The organism is Nocardioides sp. (assembly GCF_041393715.1).
In the GTDB taxonomy this organism is placed as follows: Bacteria; Actinomycetota; Actinomycetes; order Propionibacteriales; family Nocardioidaceae; genus Nocardioides.
Genome location: NZ_JAWKJQ010000001.1, coordinates 343538 through 360733 on the forward strand (window position 1 = coordinate 343538; position 17196 = coordinate 360733).

13 protein-coding genes are annotated in these 17196 nt (G+C 71.0%); 9 read left to right on the top strand and 4 right to left on the bottom strand.

All coding sequences use genetic code 11. From position 1 onward, the window contains the following. Positions 1-13 precede the first annotated feature (13 nt). From R2740_RS01760 to R2740_RS01775, 4 genes are read left to right on the top strand one after another with little or no spacing between them, the layout of a single operon-like run. Complete coding sequence (locus tag R2740_RS01760; RefSeq protein WP_371300964.1) at positions 14-2248, top strand: NADP-dependent isocitrate dehydrogenase; 2235 nt, start codon at positions 14-16, stop codon at positions 2246-2248. Positions 2249-2290: 42 nt separating this feature from the next. Continuing rightward, the gene (trpS, locus tag R2740_RS01765; RefSeq protein ID WP_371300965.1) at positions 2291-3385 is read left to right on the top strand and encodes a tryptophan--tRNA ligase; all 1095 of its coding nucleotides are present in this window, start codon (positions 2291-2293) and stop codon (positions 3383-3385) included. A 28-nt stretch (positions 3386-3413) separates the two neighbouring features. Further along, positions 3414-3932, top strand: a complete 519-nt coding sequence (locus tag R2740_RS01770) for a 2'-5' RNA ligase family protein (protein WP_371300966.1) — start codon at positions 3414-3416, stop codon at positions 3930-3932. Then, positions 3932-5065, top strand: coding sequence for a YihY/virulence factor BrkB family protein (locus R2740_RS01775; protein WP_371300967.1), 1134 nt, complete (start codon positions 3932-3934; stop codon positions 5063-5065). The genes R2740_RS01770 and R2740_RS01775 overlap by 1 nt, the downstream gene beginning before the upstream one ends. Here R2740_RS01775 and R2740_RS01780 read toward each other — a convergent pair. The 3 genes from R2740_RS01780 to R2740_RS01790 are packed head-to-tail and all read right to left on the bottom strand — an operon-like array spanning position 5059 to position 8580. After that, positions 5059-5802 (bottom strand): succinate dehydrogenase/fumarate reductase iron-sulfur subunit, encoded by a 744-nt coding sequence (locus R2740_RS01780; RefSeq protein WP_371301171.1) that lies wholly within the window; start codon positions 5800-5802, stop codon positions 5059-5061. The two genes, R2740_RS01775 and R2740_RS01780, sit on opposite strands and share 7 nt — an antisense overlap. A gap of 8 nt (positions 5803-5810) precedes the next feature. Then, positions 5811-7832 carry a fumarate reductase/succinate dehydrogenase flavoprotein subunit gene (locus R2740_RS01785; RefSeq protein ID WP_371301172.1) on the bottom strand — a complete coding sequence of 674 codons (2022 nt, stop codon included), beginning with the start codon at positions 7830-7832 and terminating at the stop codon, positions 5811-5813. 19 nt (positions 7833-7851) lie between these two features. Further along, positions 7852-8580 carry a succinate dehydrogenase cytochrome b subunit gene (locus tag R2740_RS01790; protein ID WP_371300968.1) on the bottom strand — a complete coding sequence of 243 codons (729 nt, stop codon included), beginning with the start codon at positions 8578-8580 and terminating at the stop codon, positions 7852-7854. A 202-nt stretch (positions 8581-8782) separates the two neighbouring features. Here R2740_RS01790 and R2740_RS01795 point away from each other — a divergent pair, with 202 nt between their 5' ends. From R2740_RS01795 to R2740_RS01805, 3 genes are read left to right on the top strand one after another with little or no spacing between them, the layout of a single operon-like run. Continuing rightward, a complete protein-coding gene (locus R2740_RS01795; RefSeq protein ID WP_371300969.1) occupies positions 8783-9574 on the top strand; it encodes a hypothetical protein in 792 nt (263 codons plus the stop codon). Continuing rightward, a complete protein-coding gene (locus tag R2740_RS01800) occupies positions 9574-11457 on the top strand; it encodes a fumarate reductase/succinate dehydrogenase flavoprotein subunit (protein ID WP_371300970.1) in 1884 nt (627 codons plus the stop codon). The genes R2740_RS01795 and R2740_RS01800 overlap by 1 nt, the downstream gene beginning before the upstream one ends. A 10-nt stretch (positions 11458-11467) precedes the next feature. Beyond that, positions 11468-12244, top strand: a complete 777-nt coding sequence (locus tag R2740_RS01805; protein WP_371300971.1) for a succinate dehydrogenase/fumarate reductase iron-sulfur subunit — start codon at positions 11468-11470, stop codon at positions 12242-12244. A 10-nt stretch (positions 12245-12254) separates the two neighbouring features. Here the strand turns inward: R2740_RS01805 and R2740_RS01810 are convergent, their stop codons facing one another. Next, positions 12255-13073: a DUF4328 domain-containing protein gene (locus R2740_RS01810; RefSeq protein ID WP_371300972.1), complete on the bottom strand. Its 819-nt coding sequence runs from the start codon at positions 13071-13073 to the stop codon at positions 12255-12257. A 127-nt stretch (positions 13074-13200) separates the two neighbouring features. Between R2740_RS01810 and R2740_RS01815 the strand changes: the two genes are divergently transcribed. Beyond that, positions 13201-14970 (top strand): methylmalonyl-CoA mutase family protein, encoded by a 1770-nt coding sequence (locus tag R2740_RS01815; RefSeq protein WP_371300973.1) that lies wholly within the window; start codon positions 13201-13203, stop codon positions 14968-14970. Next, on the top strand, positions 14967-17192 hold the full coding sequence (gene scpA, locus R2740_RS01820; RefSeq protein WP_371300974.1) for a methylmalonyl-CoA mutase: 2226 nt from the start codon (positions 14967-14969) through the stop codon (positions 17190-17192). The genes R2740_RS01815 and scpA overlap by 4 nt, the downstream gene beginning before the upstream one ends. The last annotated feature ends 4 nt before the right edge of the window (positions 17193-17196 follow it).

Below are 17196 nucleotides of genomic sequence, written 5' to 3' on the forward strand. Positions count from 1 at the left end.
AGCGTCACGAGGCGTGACGACCGCATCGGATGGCCCGCAGATCATCTACACGCACACCGACGAGGCGCCGCTGCTCGCGACGTACTCCTTCCTGCCGATCGTGCAGGCCTACGCCGGCCAGGCGGGCGTCGAGGTGGTGACCCGCGACATCTCGCTGGCCGGCCGCATCCTCGCCCAGTTCCCCGACCGGCTGAGGCCGGAGCAGCAGGTCGGCGACGCGCTCGCGGAGCTCGGGGAGCTGGCCACCCGGCCGGAGGCCAACATCATCAAGCTGCCCAACATCTCCGCCTCCATCCCGCAGCTCAAGGCCGCGGTCGCCGAGCTGCAGCAGCAGGGCTACGACCTTCCCGACTACCCCGACAACCCCGCCACCGACGCGGAGCGCGAGGTCCGGGCGCGCTACGACAAGGTCAAGGGCTCCGCGGTCAACCCGGTGCTCCGGGAGGGCAACTCCGACCGGCGTGCGCCGGCCTCGGTCAAGAACTACGCCCGCACCCACCCGCACCGGATGGGCGCCTGGTCGGGCGACTCGCGCACCACGGTCGCCACCATGGGCCACGACGACTTCTTCTCCAACGAGAAGTCGGTGGTGGTCGAGGCCGACGACACGCTGCGTATCGAGCACGTCGCCGACGACGGCACGGTGACCGTCCTCAAGGAGTCGGTGCCGGTGCTCGCCGGCGAGGTGGTCGACGGCACCTTCATGAACGTCGCCGCGCTGGACACGTTCCTGGCCGAGCAGATCGCCCGCGCCAAGGCCGACGGCGTGCTGTTCTCCGTGCACCTCAAGGCGACGATGATGAAGGTCTCCGACCCGATCATCTTCGGCCACGTGGTGCGTGCCTTCTTCGCTCCCGTCTTCGCCGAGTACGGCGACGTGCTGGCCGCCGCGGGGCTGTCGGCCAACGACGGCCTCGGCGCGCTGCTGGCCGGCGTCGAGTCACTGCCGGAGGGCGACGCCATCAAGGCGGCCTTCGCGGCCGGGATCGCCGAGGGCCCCGAGCTCGCGATGGTCGACTCCGACCGCGGGATCACCAACCTGCACGTCCCGTCCGATGTGATCATCGACGCGTCGATGCCCGCGATGATCCGCACCTCCGGCCACATGTGGGGCCCCGACGGCGAGGAGCACGACACGCTCGCGGTGATCCCCGACTCCTGCTACGCCGGCGTCTACCAGACCGTGATCGACGACTGTCGCGCCCACGGTGCCTTCGACCCGGCCACGATGGGCTCGGTGCCCAACGTGGGGCTGATGGCCAAGGCGGCCGAGGAGTACGGCTCCCACGACAAGACCTTCGAGGTCCCCGCCGCGGGCGTGGTCCGGGTGGTCACCTCGCAGGGTGAGTCGCTGATCGAGCACCAGGTCGGTCCCGGAGACGTGTGGCGCGCCTGCCAGACCAAGGACGAGCCGATCCGCGACTGGGTGAAGCTGGCGGTCACCCGGGCCCGGGCCACCGGTGCGCCGGCGGTGTTCTGGCTCGACGAGCAGCGCGCCCACGACGCCAACCTGATCGCCAAGGTGCGCGCCTACCTCCCCGAGCACGACACCGACGGGCTCACCCTCGAGATCATGGCGCCGGCCGACGCGACGGCGTACTCCCTGGAGCGGATCCGCCGCGGCGAGGACACCATCTCGGTCACCGGCAACGTGCTGCGCGACTACAACACCGACCTGTTCCCGATCCTGGAGCTCGGGACCTCGGCCAAGATGCTCTCGATCGTGCCGCTGATGAACGGCGGCGGGCTGTTCGAGACCGGCGCCGGCGGATCGGCACCCAAGCACGTGCAGCAGCTGGTCAAGGAGGACTACCTCCGCTGGGACAGCCTCGGTGAGTTCTTCGCCCTGGCGGCGAGCTTCGAGCACTACGCCGGCGCGACCGGCAACGCGCAGGCCCAGGTGCTCGCCGACACCCTCGACCGGGCCACCGGCACGCTGCTCGACGAGAACAAGTCGCCGGCGCGCCGTCTCGGCCAGATCGACAACCGCGGCTCGCACTTCTGGCTGGCGCTCTACTGGGCCGAGGAGCTCGCCGCGCAGTCCGAGGACGCCGGGCTCGCGGCGACCTTCGGGCCGCTGGCCGCGCAGCTGCGTGAGCACGCGGAGAGCATCGACGCCGAGCTGATCGCGGTCCAGGGCTCGCCGGTCGACATCGGCGGCTACTACCGTCCCGACGACGCCCTGGCCTCGGGCGTGATGCGCCCGTCGGCCACCTTCAACGCGGCGCTGGCTTCGCTGGGTCACTGACCGCCGCCTGCGTCTCGCCCTCGGGCTGACACAATGCCGCCCATGCCCACCCCCACCTCCGACTCCTCGACGCTGCCCGAGGGCGCCCCGGAGACGCAGACCGCCGTCGCCGAGGCGGCCACCGGCGCGGCGCGCCCCCGCGTGCTCAGTGGCATCCAGCCCACCGCCGACTCGTTCCACTTCGGCAACTACCTCGGCGCGCTGCGCCAGTGGGTGGACCTGCAGGAGGACTACCAGCCCTTCTTCTTCATCGCCGACCTGCACGCGATCACCGTCGAGCAGGACCCCAAGGTGCTCCGCGACCGCACCCTGCGAGCCGCCGCCCAGCTGATCGCGATGGGCATCGACCCGCAGCGTTCGGCGATCTTCGTGCAGAGCCAGGTGCCCGCCCACGCCCAGCTCGGCTGGGTGCTGCAGTGCCTGACCGGCTTCGGCGAGGCCCGCCGGATGACCCAGTTCAAGGACAAGTCCGCCAAGGGCGGTGAGGGGGCCGCCAGCGTCGGGCTGTTCACCTACCCGATCCTGCAGGCGGCCGACATCCTGCTCTACCGCCCGCACTTCGTGCCGGTGGGGGAGGACCAGCGCCAGCACCTGGAGCTGACCCGCGACCTCGCCCAGCGCTTCAACCACCGCTACAAGAAGACCTTCCGGCTGCCCGAGCCCTACATCCTCAAGGCCACGGCCAAGATCACCGACCTGCAGGAGCCCGAGGCGAAGATGTCCAAGTCGGCCTCCTCGCCCAGCGGCATCGTCGAGATGCTCGACGACCCTCGTGTCAGCGCCAAGAAGATCCGCTCGGCCGTCACCGACTCCGACACCGAGATCCGCTTCGACCCCGAGGCCAAGCCAGGCGTCTCCAACCTGCTGACGATCTACTCCGCGCTGTCCGGTCGCACGGTGGCCGCCCTCGAGGAGAGCTATGCCGGCCGGGGCTACGGCGACCTCAAGAAGGACCTGGCCGAGCAGGTGGTGGAGTTCGTGACCCCGTTCCGTGACCGCACGCTCGAGCTGCTCGACGACCGGGCCGAGCTGGCCCGGATCCTCGACGACGGGGCCCGCCGGGCCGGCGAGGTGGCCGAGGCCACGCTGCGCGACGTCTACGACCGGGTGGGCTTCGCCACCCGCCCGGCCCGCTGAGCGCAGCGCCGCAGGCTAGGGTCGAGACGTGCCGACGATCGGGGTAGCCGTCGCGATCCCGGAGCCCTGGGCCCGGGATCTGCAGCACTACCGCTTGTCCGTGGGTGACGTGACCGCCACCCAGATCCCGACCCACATCACGCTGATCCCGCCCGTCGAGGTCGGCGTCGAGGACCTCGAGGCGATCGAGGACCATCTGCGCGACGCCGCCGGCTGCGTCGGCCCCTTCGAGGTGCACCTGCGCGGCACCGGCAGCTTCCGCCCGGTCTCCCCGGTCGTCTTCGTGACCCTCGCCGAGGGCATCTCCGCCTGCGAACAGCTGGCCGACGCCGTACGCCAGGGCCCGCTGGCGATCGAGCTGGCCTTCCCCTACCACCCGCACGTCACCATCGCCCACCATCTCCCCGACGACGTGCTCGACCTGGCCTTCGACGACCTGGCGGGCTTCGAGTGCGTCTTCGAGGCCACCGCGTTCCACCTCTATCTCCACGACGACAACGAGGGCTGGCGGCCGACCCGCGAGTTCCGGTTGGTGGGCACGGGCTGATGGCGGGTCCCGCCTCCCTCGTGGACCGCGCGAAGTCGCTGGCCGCCACGGCCCGCGAACGCATCCCCGGGCTCGCGCACGCGATGCGGATGCAGCAGCGGATCACGGCCGTCAACGGCTCCATCCAGGCCGGCGGGGTGACCTACTTCGCGTTCCTCTCGTTCTTCCCCATCCTGGCGCTCGCGTTCTTCGCGGTCGGCTACATCGCGCGGGTCTGGCCGGACGCCCAGGACAACCTCGTGACCGTCCTCGACGATGCGCTGCCGGGCCTGATCGGCAGCGGGTCCGGCCAGATCTCGCTGCAGACGATCCAGGACAACGCGACGACCGTCGGGCTGATCGGTCTGGCCGGTGTGACGTACGCCGGCCTCGGCTGGCTGTCGGCGCTGCGCACGGCCCTGATGACGGTGTTCGACCGACCCCAGGACGACCGCCCCAACTTCGTGCTGGGCAAGGCGCGCGACCTGCTCACCCTCGTGCTGCTCGGCCTCGCGCTGCTGGTGAGCGTCTCGCTGTCCAGCCTGGTCGCCGGGTTCTCCGAGAACCTGCTCGTGTGGCTGCACTGGCCCGGCAGCTCGACCCGGGTGCTGACCCTGGTCAGCGTGCTCCTGGGGGTCGCGGTCTCGACGGGCCTGTTCCTCGCCCTGTTCCTGCTGCTCGCCAACCCGCGGCTGCCGAAGCGCGCGCTGGCCGCCGGCGCGCTGCTCGCGGCCCTCGGCTTCGAGGCCCTCAAGTGGGGCTCGACCTATCTGCTGCAGCTGACCCGCAACCAGGAGGCCTTCCAGGCCTTCGGCATCGCCCTGATCCTGCTGGTGTGGATCAACTACTTCTCCCGGATCGTGCTCTACGGCGCCGCCTGGGCGCAGACCACGGAGCCCTCCGTCGACCCGGCCGACGCCTCCTCCCGGCGAACCGCAGGAGAGCCCCGACTCCCGGCCCTGCGGGAGCGCGTCGAGCGGTCCCGTGCGGAGCCGGTCACGGTCGCCGACGGCGCGGCCGAGGACGGGCCTGCCCGGCGTCCCTCGCGGGGGCGCGGGCGGGGACCTTCCTGGGTGGCGCCGGCCTCGGCGCCCTCGCGGCGCTGGTCATCGGTCGGCGCTTCCGCGGCCGCTGAGGCCCGCTGGCGTCAGTGACCGTGCCGGATCGAGGCGCGCAGGTCGTGGTTGAGCGTCGAGATCACGTCGAGCGGGATCTCCTTGGGGCAGGCGGCGGTGCACTGGCCGATGTTGGTGCACCCGCCGAAGCCCTCGTGGTCGTGCTGGGCGACCATCGTCGCGACCCGGGACCAGCGCTCGGCCTGGCCCTGGGGCAGCTCCCCGAGGTGGGTGATCTTGGCGCCGAGGAAGAGCGAGGCCGACCCGTTGGGGCAGGCGGCGACGCAGGCGCCGCAGCCGATGCAGGTGGCGGCGTCGAAGGCCCGGTCGGCGTTGTCCTTGGGCACCGGCATCGCGTGGGCGTCGGGAGCCGCGCCGGTGTTGACCGAGATGTAGCCGCCGGCCTGGATGATCCGGTCGAAGGCCCGCCGGTCGACGCACAGGTCCTTGAGCACGGGGAACGCGCTGGCGCGCCACGGCTCGATGGTGATCGTCTCGCCGTCGGAGAACGACCGCATGTGCAGCTGGCAGGTCGTGGTGACCTCGGGGCCGTGCGCGTCGCCGTTGATCATCAGCCCGCACATGCCGCAGATGCCCTCGCGGCAGTCGGAGTCGAAGGCGATCGGCTCCTCGCCCTCGGCGTTGAGCTGCTCGTTGAGCACGTCGAGCATCTCGAGGAAGGACATGTCGGGGGAGACGTCGGACACCTGGTAGGTGTGCATCGCGCCCTGGCTGTCGGCGTCCGCCTGTCGCCAGATCTTGAGGGTGAGGTTCATCGTCTGGCTCACTTGTAGCTCCGCTGCTTCATCTCGACGAACTCGTAGGTGAGCTCCTCCTTGTGCAGGACCGGTCGTTCACCCTCGCCGGACCACTCCCACGCAGAGACGTAGGCGTAGTGGTCGTCGTGGCGCAGCGCCTCGCCGTCCTCGGTCTGCGACTCGGCGCGGAAGTGGCCGCCGCAGGACTCCCGGCGGTTGAGGGCGTCGATGCACATGAGCTCGCCGAGCTCGAAGAAGTCGGCGACCCGGCCGGCGCGCTCCAGCGACTGGTTGAGGCTCTCGGCGGTGCCCAGCACCCGCACGTTGCGCCAGAAGTCCTCGCGCAGCGTCTGGATCAGCTCGATCGCCTTGCGCAGCCCCTCGGCGGTGCGCTCCATGCCGCAGTACTCCCACATGATGTTGCCGAGCTCGCGGTGGTAGGAGTCGACGCTGCGGGTGCCGTTGATCGACAGGAACGTCTCGACCCGGTCCTGCACCGACTGCTGGGCCTCCAGCACGGCGGGGTGGTCCTCCGGCACCCGGTCGAACGGCCCGTCGGCGAGGTAGTCGCGGATGGTGTTCGGGAGCACGAAGTAGCCGTCGGCCAGGCCCTGCATCAGCGCCGACGCCCCGAGCCGGTTGGCGCCGTGGTCGGAGAAGTTGGCCTCGCCGGTCACGAACAGTCCGGGGATCGTCGACTGGAGGTCGTAGTCGACCCACAGGCCGCCCATGACGTAGTGGACGGCCGGGTAGATCCGCATCGGCGCCGTGTAGGGGTCCTCGCCCGTGATCCGGGCGTACATGTCGAAGAGGTTGCCGTACTTCTCCTCGATCGCGGGCCGGCCGAGTCGCTCGATGGCGTCGGCGAAGTCCAGGTAGACCCCGCGTCGTACGCCGTCGACCTCGGGACCGACGCCGCGGCCCTCGTCGCACATGTTCTTGGCCTGCCGCGAGGCGATGTCGCGCGGCACCAGGTTGCCGAAGGAGGGATAGATCCGCTCCAGGTAGTAGTCGCGGTCCTCCTCCGGGATCTCTCGCGGGTCCAACGTGGCGTCGGCCTTGTTCTTGGGCACCCAGATCCGGCCGTCGTTGCGCAGCGACTCCGACATCAGGGTCAGCTTGGACTGGTGCTCCCCGGAGACCGGGATGCAGGTCGGGTGGATCTGCGTGTAGCACGGGTTGGCCATGTAGGCGCCCTTGCGGTGGGCCCGCCAGGTCGCCGTCACGTTGGAGCCCATGGCGTTGGTGGAGAGGAAGAAGACGTTGCCGTAGCCGCCGCTGGCCAGCACCACGACATCGGCGAAGTAGGTCTCGATCTCTCCGGTCACCAGGTCGCGGACGATGATCCCGCGGGCCCGGCCGTCGACGACGATCAGCTCGAGCATCTCGTGGCGGCTGTAGGTGCGCACGGTGCCGGCGGCCACCTGGCGCTCCAGTGCCTGGTAGGCACCGATCAGCAGCTGCTGGCCGGTCTGGCCGCGGGCGTAGAACGTGCGGGACACCTGCACGCCGCCGAACGAGCGGTTGTCCAGCAGGCCGCCGTACTCGCGGGCGAAGGGGACGCCCTGGGCGACACACTGGTCGATGATGTTCACGCTGACCTGGGCCAGCCGATAGACGTTGGACTCGCGCGAGCGGTAGTCGCCGCCCTTGATCGTGTCGTAGAAGAGCCGGTAGATCGAGTCGCCGTCGCCCTTGTAGTTCTTGGCCGCGTTGATGCCGCCCTGCGCGGCGATCGAGTGGGCGCGGCGCGGGGAGTCCTGGTAGCAGAACGACTTCACGACGTAGCCCGCCTCGCCCAGGGTCGCCGCGGCCGAGGCGCCGGCCAGACCGGTGCCGACGACGATCACCGACAGCCGCCGGCGGTTGGCCGGGTTGGCGATCCGGGCCTCGAACTGCCGGGTGTTCCACTGGTCCTCGAGCGGTCCGCCGGGCGCCTTGCCGTCGCTGACCGGCTCGCCGAGGGTGTAGTAGCCCGCGGCGTCGTCGGACGCCTGTGTCCCCTCTGCGACCTGCGACGGCTCGTGCACCGTGGTGGTGTCGGGCATGTCGGTCATGAAGGAGTCCTCACTTCGAGATGGCGCCGAACATGACGGCGAGGGGAACCAGGGAGAAGCCGATCGTGATGATGAGCGCCACGGTCAGGCCGACGGCCTTCGCCAGGTTGCGCGCCCGGGCGGTGCTGGTCCAGCCGAGCGTCTGCATGGCGCTCCAGAAGCCGTGGTGCAGGTGGGCGCCGAGCATCGCCATCGCGGCCAGGTAGATCAGCGTCAGCCACCAGGTGCTGAAGCTGTCGACCACCAGGTTGTAGGGGTCGTTGGTCGGGCCGCCGGTCACGTTGACCTTGCCGATGGTGAAGTTGAGCAGGTGCCAGACGATGAAGAGCAGCAGCGTCACGCCGCCCCAGCGCATCAGCAGGCTGGCGTAGGTCGCGCCGGTGCGCTTCTTCATGACGTACTTCGTCCGCCGCGCCTTGCCGGCCCGGTGCCAGAGCATGAACGCCGACGTCACGTGCACCGCGAGCGAGGCGATCAGGACGATCCGGATGATCCAGAGGGCGCCGGTGTGCGGCAGCATCGGCTCGCCGAGCGTGCGGAGGTGCTCGGCGTACTCGTTGAAGGCGTCGTGGCCGGCGAACGCGTGCAGGTTGCCGTACATGTGCAGCAGCACGAAGGCGATGAAGACCAGGCCGCTGGACGCCATCGCGATCTTCAGGAAGATCGTGGTCCGCGCGGCTCGCGCCCCGGTGACCAGGGCCGGCTGGTTGCTCGGGTGGGTGGCGGTGGGCGTTGACACAACCGGCAGGCTAGCGCGTCCGCGGGCCCACGTTGAGAGCGGGCGAGCGTGACATATCGCATGTCCGCGGTCGGCAACCTCGGATCGGCCGGCCGCCGGCCAGGATCGGCGTGCCCCCCTTCACATTGGTCGCTCCGGCGGTCAGACTCGGGGCCACCCGACCGACCTCCGACCCGGAGCGCGGTCGCCCAGGAGGTGTGCGGTGGCGTCAGGAGTGACCGGTCCGACTCGTGCGAGCATCCCTGACCGGACGCTTCGCAGCGACCGCTGGTGGCTGGAGCCGCTGCTCACCTTCGTGGTGTTCAGCGGCTTCGTCGTCTTCGCCACCTATCGGGCGTTCCTGGGGCGTGACTTCTACGTCGAGCCCTACATGTCGCCGTTCTTCTCGCCGTGCATCACCGCGGACTGCACGGACAAGTCGGCGCTGCCGATCGTGTTCGAGTGGTGGAAGCTCTCGCCGGCCCTGGTGATCCTGATCTTCCCGCTGGGCTTCCGGATGACCTGCTACTACTACCGCAAGGCCTACTACCGGGCGTTCTGGCTGTCCCCGCCCGCCTGTGCGGTCGCCGAGCCGCACTCGGCGTACTCGGGGGAGACCCGGCTGCCGCTGATCCTCAACAACATGCACCGCTACTTCTGGTACGGCGCCATGGTGGTGGCCGCCTTCCTCACGTTCGAGACGATCCTCGCCTTCGGTCCGATGGAGGGCGAGGACCCGGGCATCCACATGGGGCTGGGCACCGTGCTGTTCGTCGTCAACTCGGTGCTGATCTGGCTCTACACGCTCTCGTGCCACTCGTGTCGGCACATCGTCGGCGGTCGGCTGCGCACCTTCAGCAAGCACCCGGTCCGCTATCGGATGTGGACCTGGGTCTCGCGGCTCAACGCCAAGCACAGCACCTACGCGTGGTACTCCCTCTTCTCCGTCGCCGCCGTCGACTTCTACGTCTACCTGCTGGCCACCGACCGCATCTCCGACCTGAGGTTCTTCTGATGAGCGAGGCTTCGATGAGTGACGGCCACGACGGTCGGCACCCGATGACCGGCAACCGGATGACTCCCGACGAGGCGGAGGGGCGCGGCCTCGAGCGGCACCGCTACGACGTGGTCGTGATCGGCGCCGGTGGGGCGGGGCTGCGGGCCGCGATCGCCGCCCATGACGCGGGCGCGCGGACCGCCATCGTGTGCAAGTCGCTGCTCGGCAAGGCGCACACCGTGATGGCCGAGGGCGGCATCGCCGCGGCGATGGGCAACCGCTGGCCCGAGGACAACTGGGAGGTGCACTTCCGCGACACCATGCGTGGCGGCAAGATGCTCAACAACTGGCGGATGGCCCAGCTGCACGCCCAGGAGGCGCCCGAGCGGGTGCTCGAGCTCGAGGACTGGGGCGCGCTCTTCGACCGCACCGACGACGGGCTGATCTCCCAGCGCGACTTCGGCGGCCACAAGTACGCCCGGCTCGCCCACGTCGGCGACCGCACCGGCCTGGAGATGATCCGCACCCTCCAGCAGCGGGCGGTGGCGCTCGACATCGACGTCTTCATGGAGTGCACCGTCACCGACCTGCTCAAGGATGGAGAGACGGTCTCGGGAGCGTTCGGCTACTGGCGCGAGACCGGTCGGTTCGTGGTGTTCGAGGCGCCGAGCGTGGTGCTGGCCACCGGCGGCATCGGCAAGTCGTTCAAGGTGACCTCCAACTCGTGGGAGTACACCGGCGACGGTCACGCGCTCGCCCTGCGGGCGGGTGCGTCGCTGATCAACATGGAGTTCGTGCAGTTCCACCCGACCGGCATGGTCTGGCCGCCGTCGGTGAAGGGGCTGTTGGTCACCGAGTCGGTCCGCGGCGACGGCGGGATCCTGAAGAACTCCGAGGGCAAGCGCTTCATGTTCGACTACATCCCGGAGTTCTTCCGTGCCGAGACCGCCGACACGGTCGAGGAGGCCGACCGGTGGTACGACGACAAGGCGAACAACCGCCGGCCACCGGAGCTGCTGCCCCGTGACGAGGTGGCCCGGGCGATCAACTCCGAGATCAAGGCCGGCCGCGGCTCACCCCACGGCGGCATCTACCTCGACATCGCGTCGCGTCGCTCGCCCGAGTTCATCCGCAAGCGGCTGCCGTCGATGTACCACCAGTTCAAGGAGCTGGCCGACGTCGACATCACCGCCGAGCCGATGGAGATCGGCCCGACCTGCCACTACGTCATGGGCGGCATCGAGGTCGACGCCGACACCGAGCTGTCCGCGGTGCCCGGCCTCTACGCCGTGGGCGAGTGCTCCGGCGGCATGCACGGGTCCAACCGGCTCGGCGGCAACTCGCTGTCGGACCTGCTGGTCTTCGGCCGGCGGGCGGGCGAGGCCGCGGCGGCGTACGCCGACGGGCTGGGGGACTCCCGGCCCGCGGTGGACGACGCGGCGGTGGCCGCGGCCGAGGCCGGGGCGCTGCGGCCCTTCGGCGAGGAGGGCGGTGAGAACCCCTACACCATCCAGCACGACCTGCAGCAGTCGATGAACGACCTGGTGGGGATCATCCGCACGGCCTCGGAGCTCGAGGAGGCGCTCGAGCACATCGAGGGGTTCAAGCAGCGCGCCCAGCACCTCTCCGTGGAGGGGCACCGGCAGTACAACCCGGGCTGGCACCTCGCCCTCGACCTGCGCAACATGCTGCTGGTCTCCGAGTGCATCGCCAAGGCGGCGCTGGCGCGGCAGGAGTCGCGCGGGGGGCACACCCGCGACGACTTCCCCGCGACCGAGTCCGACTGGGGCACCAAGAACCTCGCGCTCCGTCTCGACGCCGCCGGCACCGGCGTCGACCTGTCCGAGCAACCACTGCCCGTCATGCCCGACGAGCTGAAGACCTTCTTCGAGAGCCAGTGAGGGGACGGACATGGGCTACGACCTGAAGATGCGCGTGTGGCGCGGCGACACCGAGGGGGGCGACCTCGGCGACTACACCGTGCCGGTCGAGGAGGGCGAGGTCGTCCTCGACGCGATCCATCGGCTGCAGGCCACCCAGGCCGGCGACCTGGCGGTGCGGTGGAACTGCAAGGCCGGCAAGTGCGGCTCGTGCTCCGCCGAGGTCAACGGCAGGCCGCGGCTGATGTGCATGACCCGGCTGTCCGACTATGACCCCGGCGAGACGCTCACGGTCACCCCGATGCGCGGGTTCCCGGTGATCCGCGACCTGGTGACCGACGTGTCGTTCAACTACGAGAAGGCCCGCCAGCTGCCGTCGTTCGCGCCGGCGCCGCGCGACGCCGACGGCAAGCGACGGATGATGCAGGTCGATGTCGAGCGCGGCCAGGAGTTCCGCAAGTGCATCGAGTGCTACCTGTGCCAGAACACCTGCCACGTGGTGCGCGACCACGAGGAGAACAAGCCCGACTTCGCCGGTCCGCGGTTCTTCCTGCGCTACGCCGAGCTCGACATGCACCCGCTGGACACCCATGACCGGCGGGAGCTGGCTCAGGGGGCCGCGGGCCTGGGCCTGTGCAACATCACCAAGTGCTGCACCGAGGTCTGCCCCGAGAACATCAAGATCACCGACAACGCGATCATCCCGATGAAGGAGCGGGTCGTGGACCGCAAGTACGACCCGCTGGTGTGGCTCGGCGAGAAGATCGGGATCCGCAACAAGGACAACGACGGACGGTCGCCCGTCTGACGGGACCGGGTCAGAGGACCGTCGTCGCCGGCATCTCGAGGGCGGGCGGGTCCTGGCGGACCGCCCTGGTGGCGCGTCGTACGACGACGATGGCGAGCAGTGCGGCCAGCAGGTCGAGCGCGGAGCTCGCGATGTCCAGGCCGGACGAGGTGATCGACGCGTCGATGTAGTCCAGGCCGACCAGGTCGTCGGAGGGCGCCAGCGCCAGCGAGAGCCGGTCGACGAACCCGGACACGAGGAAGGCGCCCCACCAGACACCGACGACGACCGGCACCGTCGGCACCCCGGCGCCGCGGAACAGGTCGCGGACCATCTGGAGGGGACGCCAGAGGTTGACGATCGGGAGGAACCAGCCCCCGATGGCCCACCCCGAGGCGTGCTGCAGGCGGCTCGGGTCCATCCGGTCGCTGCGGTGGCCTCGGAACAGCCAGGTGATGAACAGCGCGGCGGTGGCGATGAAGAGCAGCGCCCAGAGCAGATAGAGGACGACGGCGGCGGTGTCGAGGAAGGAGCCGAACTCCTCGTCGACGGTGGAGGGGTCGTCGCGCCACTGCCGGAACGTCGACACGTAGGTGGCGTTGAGGGCGCCCAGCCCGAGGTCGACCACCATGATCAGGGCCAGGGTGATCTGGGTGGCGGCGGCGAGCATCGGCCACCGGTCGCCGAGCGGAGGCCGGGCCGGCACCGGAGGGATCCCCCCCGGCGCGCCGCCCGGCTGCGTCAGCGCGGCTCGCGTCGTCGTCTGGGGGGTCCACTGGTGGCCGTCCCACCAGCGGAGCGTGTCGGGGTCGTCCGCCTCCGGGTACCAGCCCGGTGTCGCCTGTGCCATGGGCAGGAGTATCCGTCACCGGCAGCACGGGCCGGCCCCGAACCGCCGACCGCGTGGATCGACGCACTCATGGACGGATAGGTCACACCCGGTGGCCCTCCCGCGGGGCCGCTCCTATCCTGCCGCCATGGGACTCCCCGCGGCTGACGGATCGCTGGCGCTCACCTCGGAGGCCGATCGGTACGACCGGGCGGCCGGGGAGAAGGCCGCGGCAGCGGTGCTCCGCAAGACCGGCCGGCTGGGGACCGACGACCCGGACGACGCGGTCTGGGAACGCCTGACGCGGCACACGCTCGACGGGGTCGGCGTGCCGCCGCTCGGCACGCCGGCCGATCTGGAGGGTCTGTCGACGGCGGGCCGTCCCACCCGACAGGGGCCCTGGGACGTCCGGGTCGCGGGCCGAGGCGGCGCGGCGCTGCTCGACGAGCTGGAGAACGGCGCGACCTCGGTGTGGTTGCGCCTCGACGGGCCGGTGACGCCGGAGGTGCTGGCGGCGGCCCTCGACGGCGTCCTCGTGGACCTGGCTCCCGTCGTGCTGGACGCGCCCGACGACCCGGTGGGCGCGGCGCGCTCGCTCACCGAGTGGCTGCAGACCATCGGAACGACGCCCGCGCCCGGCTCGGGGGTGGGGGCGGACCCGGTCGGGAGCGCCCTGCGCACCGGCCAGGCTGCCGTCGACGTCGACACGGTGGTCGCCGACGTGGCTGCCGCCGCCGGATCGGCCGGGGTGCTCGCCCTGGTGGTCGACGGCACCGTCGTGCACGATCTCGGAGCCTCCGACGCCCAGGAGCTCGGCTACTCGCTGGCGACCGGGGCGGCGTACCTCCGGGCGCTGGGGCGGGCCGGCGTGGACGTCGAGCGCGCGGTCGGCCTGGTCGAGTTCCGCTACGCCGTCACCGACGAGCAGCTCGTCTCGATCGCCAAGCTGCGGGCCGCCCGCCGCTGCTGGGCCCGGCTGGTCGAGCTGTGCGGGGTGGCCGAGGCGCAGCAGCGCCAGCACGCCGTCACGAGCCGGCCGATGATGAGCCGCTACGACCCCTACGTCAACCTGCTGCGCACCACCGTCGCCGCGTTCGCTGCCGGAGTCGGAGGCGCCGACGCCGTCACCGTGCGTCCGTTCGACAGCCCGCTCGGCGAGCCCGACGCGTTCGGGCGCCGGATGGCTCGCAACATCTCCTCGCTGCTCGTCGCCGAGTCGCACGTCGCCGCGGTCGCCGACCCGGCCGGGGGCGCCTATGCCGTCGAGCGGCTCACCGACGAGCTGGCCGCGGCGGCGTGGGCGGAGCTGCAGCGGCTCGAGGCGTCCGGTGGGGTGCTCGGCGCGTGGGCCGACGGCTCGCTGCAGGCTCGGGTCGACGAGGTCGTGGCCGCGCGCGACCGCGACGTCGCCACCCGTCGTCGGCCGCTGACCGGCGTCAGCGAGTTCCCGAACCTGGCCGAGACGCTGCCGGAGCGGGCCGGCGGGCCCGACCCGGTGCGCCGCTACGGCGCTGCCTACGAGGCGATGCGCGACGCGCCCGCCTCGTCCCCGGTGTTCCTCGCGACGATGGGCTCGGTCGCGGCGCACTCGCCGCGGGCCCTGTTCGCCACCAACCTCTTCGCGGCGGGCGGGGTCGGGGTCGAGGTCGCCGGCGCCACCGGCGGGGCCGACGACGTCGTCGCGGCGTACGCCGGCCAGCCGGTGGTCTGCCTCGCCGGACCCGACGCGGCCTACGCCGAGTGGGGCCCTCCTCTGGTCGCGGCCCTGCGGGGGGCCGGCGCCACCCGGGTGATCCTGGCCGGGAAGCCGGGGGAGGGGAGCGTCCCGGCCGAGCTGGTCGACGACTCGTGCGCCGTCGGGGTGGACGCCGTGGCGTTCCTGACCCGCACCCGCGAGGCCCTGGAGGTGGCCCGATGAGCATCCCCGAGAGCTTCGCCGACCTGCCGCTGGGTGAGGAGGGCGGTTCGCCCGCGGAGGCCGCGATTGTGCGGAAAGCGCAGTCCGTTGTCGCGGATTCCTCGCGTTTGGGCACAAACGGCAGCCCCTGGACCAGCCCCGAAGGCATCGACATCCTGCCGGTCTACGGCCCCGAGCACCTCGAGGGCCTGGACGCGCTCGACACCTGGCCGGGCCTGAGCCCCTACCTCCGTGGGCCCTACCCGACGATGTACACCACCCAGCCGTGGACGATCCGTCAGTACGCCGGCTTCTCGACGGCCGAGGAGTCCAACGCGTTCTACCGGCGCAACCTGGCGGCCGGCCAGAAGGGGCTCAGCGTCGCGTTCGACCTGGCCACCCACCGCGGCTATGACTCCGACCACCCGCGGGTCCGTGGCGACGTCGGCATGGCCGGCGTGGCGATCGACTCGATCTACGACGCACGCACGCTGTTCGAGGGGATCCCCCTGGACCGGATGAGCGTGAGCATGACGATGAACGGCGCGGTGCTGCCGATCATGGCGCTCTACATCGTGGCCGCCGAGGAGCAGGGGGTGAAGCCCGACCAGCTGGCCGGGACGATCCAGAACGACATCCTCAAGGAGTTCATGGTCCGCAACACCTACATCTACCCGCCGGCGCCGAGCATGCGGATCACCTCCGACATCTTCGCCTACACCGCCGCCCGGATGCCGCGCTTCAACTCCATCTCGATCTCCGGCTACCACATCCAGGAGGCCGGGGCGACGGCCGACCTCGAGCTCGCCTACACGCTGGCCGACGGGGTCGAGTACCTCCGGGCGGGGCTGGCCGCCGGGCTCGACATCGACGCGTTCGCCCCCCGGCTGAGCTTCTTCTGGGCGATCGGCATGAACTTCTTCATGGAGGTCGCCAAGATGCGCGCCGCCCGCGCGCTCTGGGCGCGGCTGGTGCGCCAGTTCGACCCGAAGAACCCCAAGTCGCTCAGCCTGCGCACCCACAGCCAGACCAGCGGCTGGTCGCTCACCGCCCAGGACGTCTTCAACAACGTCGCCCGGACCTGCATCGAGGCGATGGCCGCGACGCAGGGACACACCCAGTCGCTGCACACCAACGCTCTCGACGAGGCGATCGCGCTGCCGACGGACTTCTCGGCCCGGATCGCCCGCAACACCCAGCTGCTGCTGCAGCAGGAGAGCGGCACTTCCCAGACCATCGACCCGTGGGCGGGCAGCTACTACGTCGAGCGCCTCACCCACGACCTCGCTGAACGTGCCTGGGCGCACCTCACCGAGGCCGAGGAGGCCGGCGGCATGGCCAAGGCGATCGAGCAGGGCCTGCCCAAGATGCGGATCGAGGAGGCGGCGGCGCGCACCCAGGCCCGGATCGACTCGGGGCATCAGCAGGTGATCGGCGTCAACACCTATCGCGTCGACAACGAGGAGCCGCTGGAGGTGCTCAAGGTCGACAACGACGAGGTCTACCGCCAGCAGATCGCCAAGCTGGAGCGGCTGCGCGCCGAGCGCGACGCCGACGACGTACGGCGCTGCCTGGACGCGCTGACCGCGGCGGCCGGCCGCGACCCGTCCCGGGACGGCACCCTCGACGACAACCTCCTCGCCCTCGCCGTCGACGCGGCCCGCGCGAAGGCGACGGTGGGGGAGATCTCCGCCGCGCTGGAGCAGGTCTACGGGCGGCACCAGGCCGTGATCCGTACCATCTCCGGGGTGTACCGATCCACCGTCTCCGAGGGTCCCGACGGCGCCGACGCCGACGTCGCGGAGGTGTTGAGGGAGACCGAGGCGTTCGCCGCCGAGGAGGGTCGCCGGCCCCGCATCCTGGTGGCCAAGATGGGCCAGGACGGCCACGACCGGGGCCAGAAGGTCGTGGTCACTGCCTTCGCCGACCTGGGCTTCGACGTCGACGTCGGCCCGCTGTTCTCGACGCCCGAGGAGGTCGCTCAGCAGGCGGTCGACAACGACGTCCACATCGTGGGGGTCAGCTCGCTGGCGGCGGGTCACCTGACGCTGCTGCCCGCGCTGAAGCAGGCGCTGGCCGACCTGGGCCGGCCCGACATCATGGTGGTCATCGGTGGGGTGATCCCGCCCGACGACGTCGCCACCCTCAAGGAGATGGGCGCGGCGGCGGTGTTCCCCCCCGGCACCGTGATCGCCCGGTCGGCGCTCGACCTGCTCGCCGAGCTGCGGGCCCGGCGGGCCTGACCGG

Coding starts and splice junctions, on each gene's coding strand:
- R2740_RS01810 (WP_371300972.1), bottom strand. CDS start 13,073: ATGGCACAGGCGACACCGGGCTGGTACCCGGAGGCGGACGACCCCGAC.
- R2740_RS01780 (WP_371301171.1), bottom strand. CDS start 5,802: ATGAACCTCACCCTCAAGATCTGGCGACAGGCGGACGCCGACAGCCAG.
- trpS (WP_371300965.1), top strand. CDS start 2,291: ATGCCCACCCCCACCTCCGACTCCTCGACGCTGCCCGAGGGCGCCCCG.
- R2740_RS01775 (WP_371300967.1), top strand. CDS start 3,932: ATGGCGGGTCCCGCCTCCCTCGTGGACCGCGCGAAGTCGCTGGCCGCC.
- scpA (WP_371300974.1), top strand. CDS start 14,967: ATGAGCATCCCCGAGAGCTTCGCCGACCTGCCGCTGGGTGAGGAGGGC.
- R2740_RS01785 (WP_371301172.1), bottom strand. CDS start 7,832: ATGCCCGACACCACCACGGTGCACGAGCCGTCGCAGGTCGCAGAGGGG.
- R2740_RS01805 (WP_371300971.1), top strand. CDS start 11,468: ATGGGCTACGACCTGAAGATGCGCGTGTGGCGCGGCGACACCGAGGGG.
- R2740_RS01800 (WP_371300970.1), top strand. CDS start 9,574: ATGAGCGAGGCTTCGATGAGTGACGGCCACGACGGTCGGCACCCGATG.
- R2740_RS01815 (WP_371300973.1), top strand. CDS start 13,201: ATGGGACTCCCCGCGGCTGACGGATCGCTGGCGCTCACCTCGGAGGCC.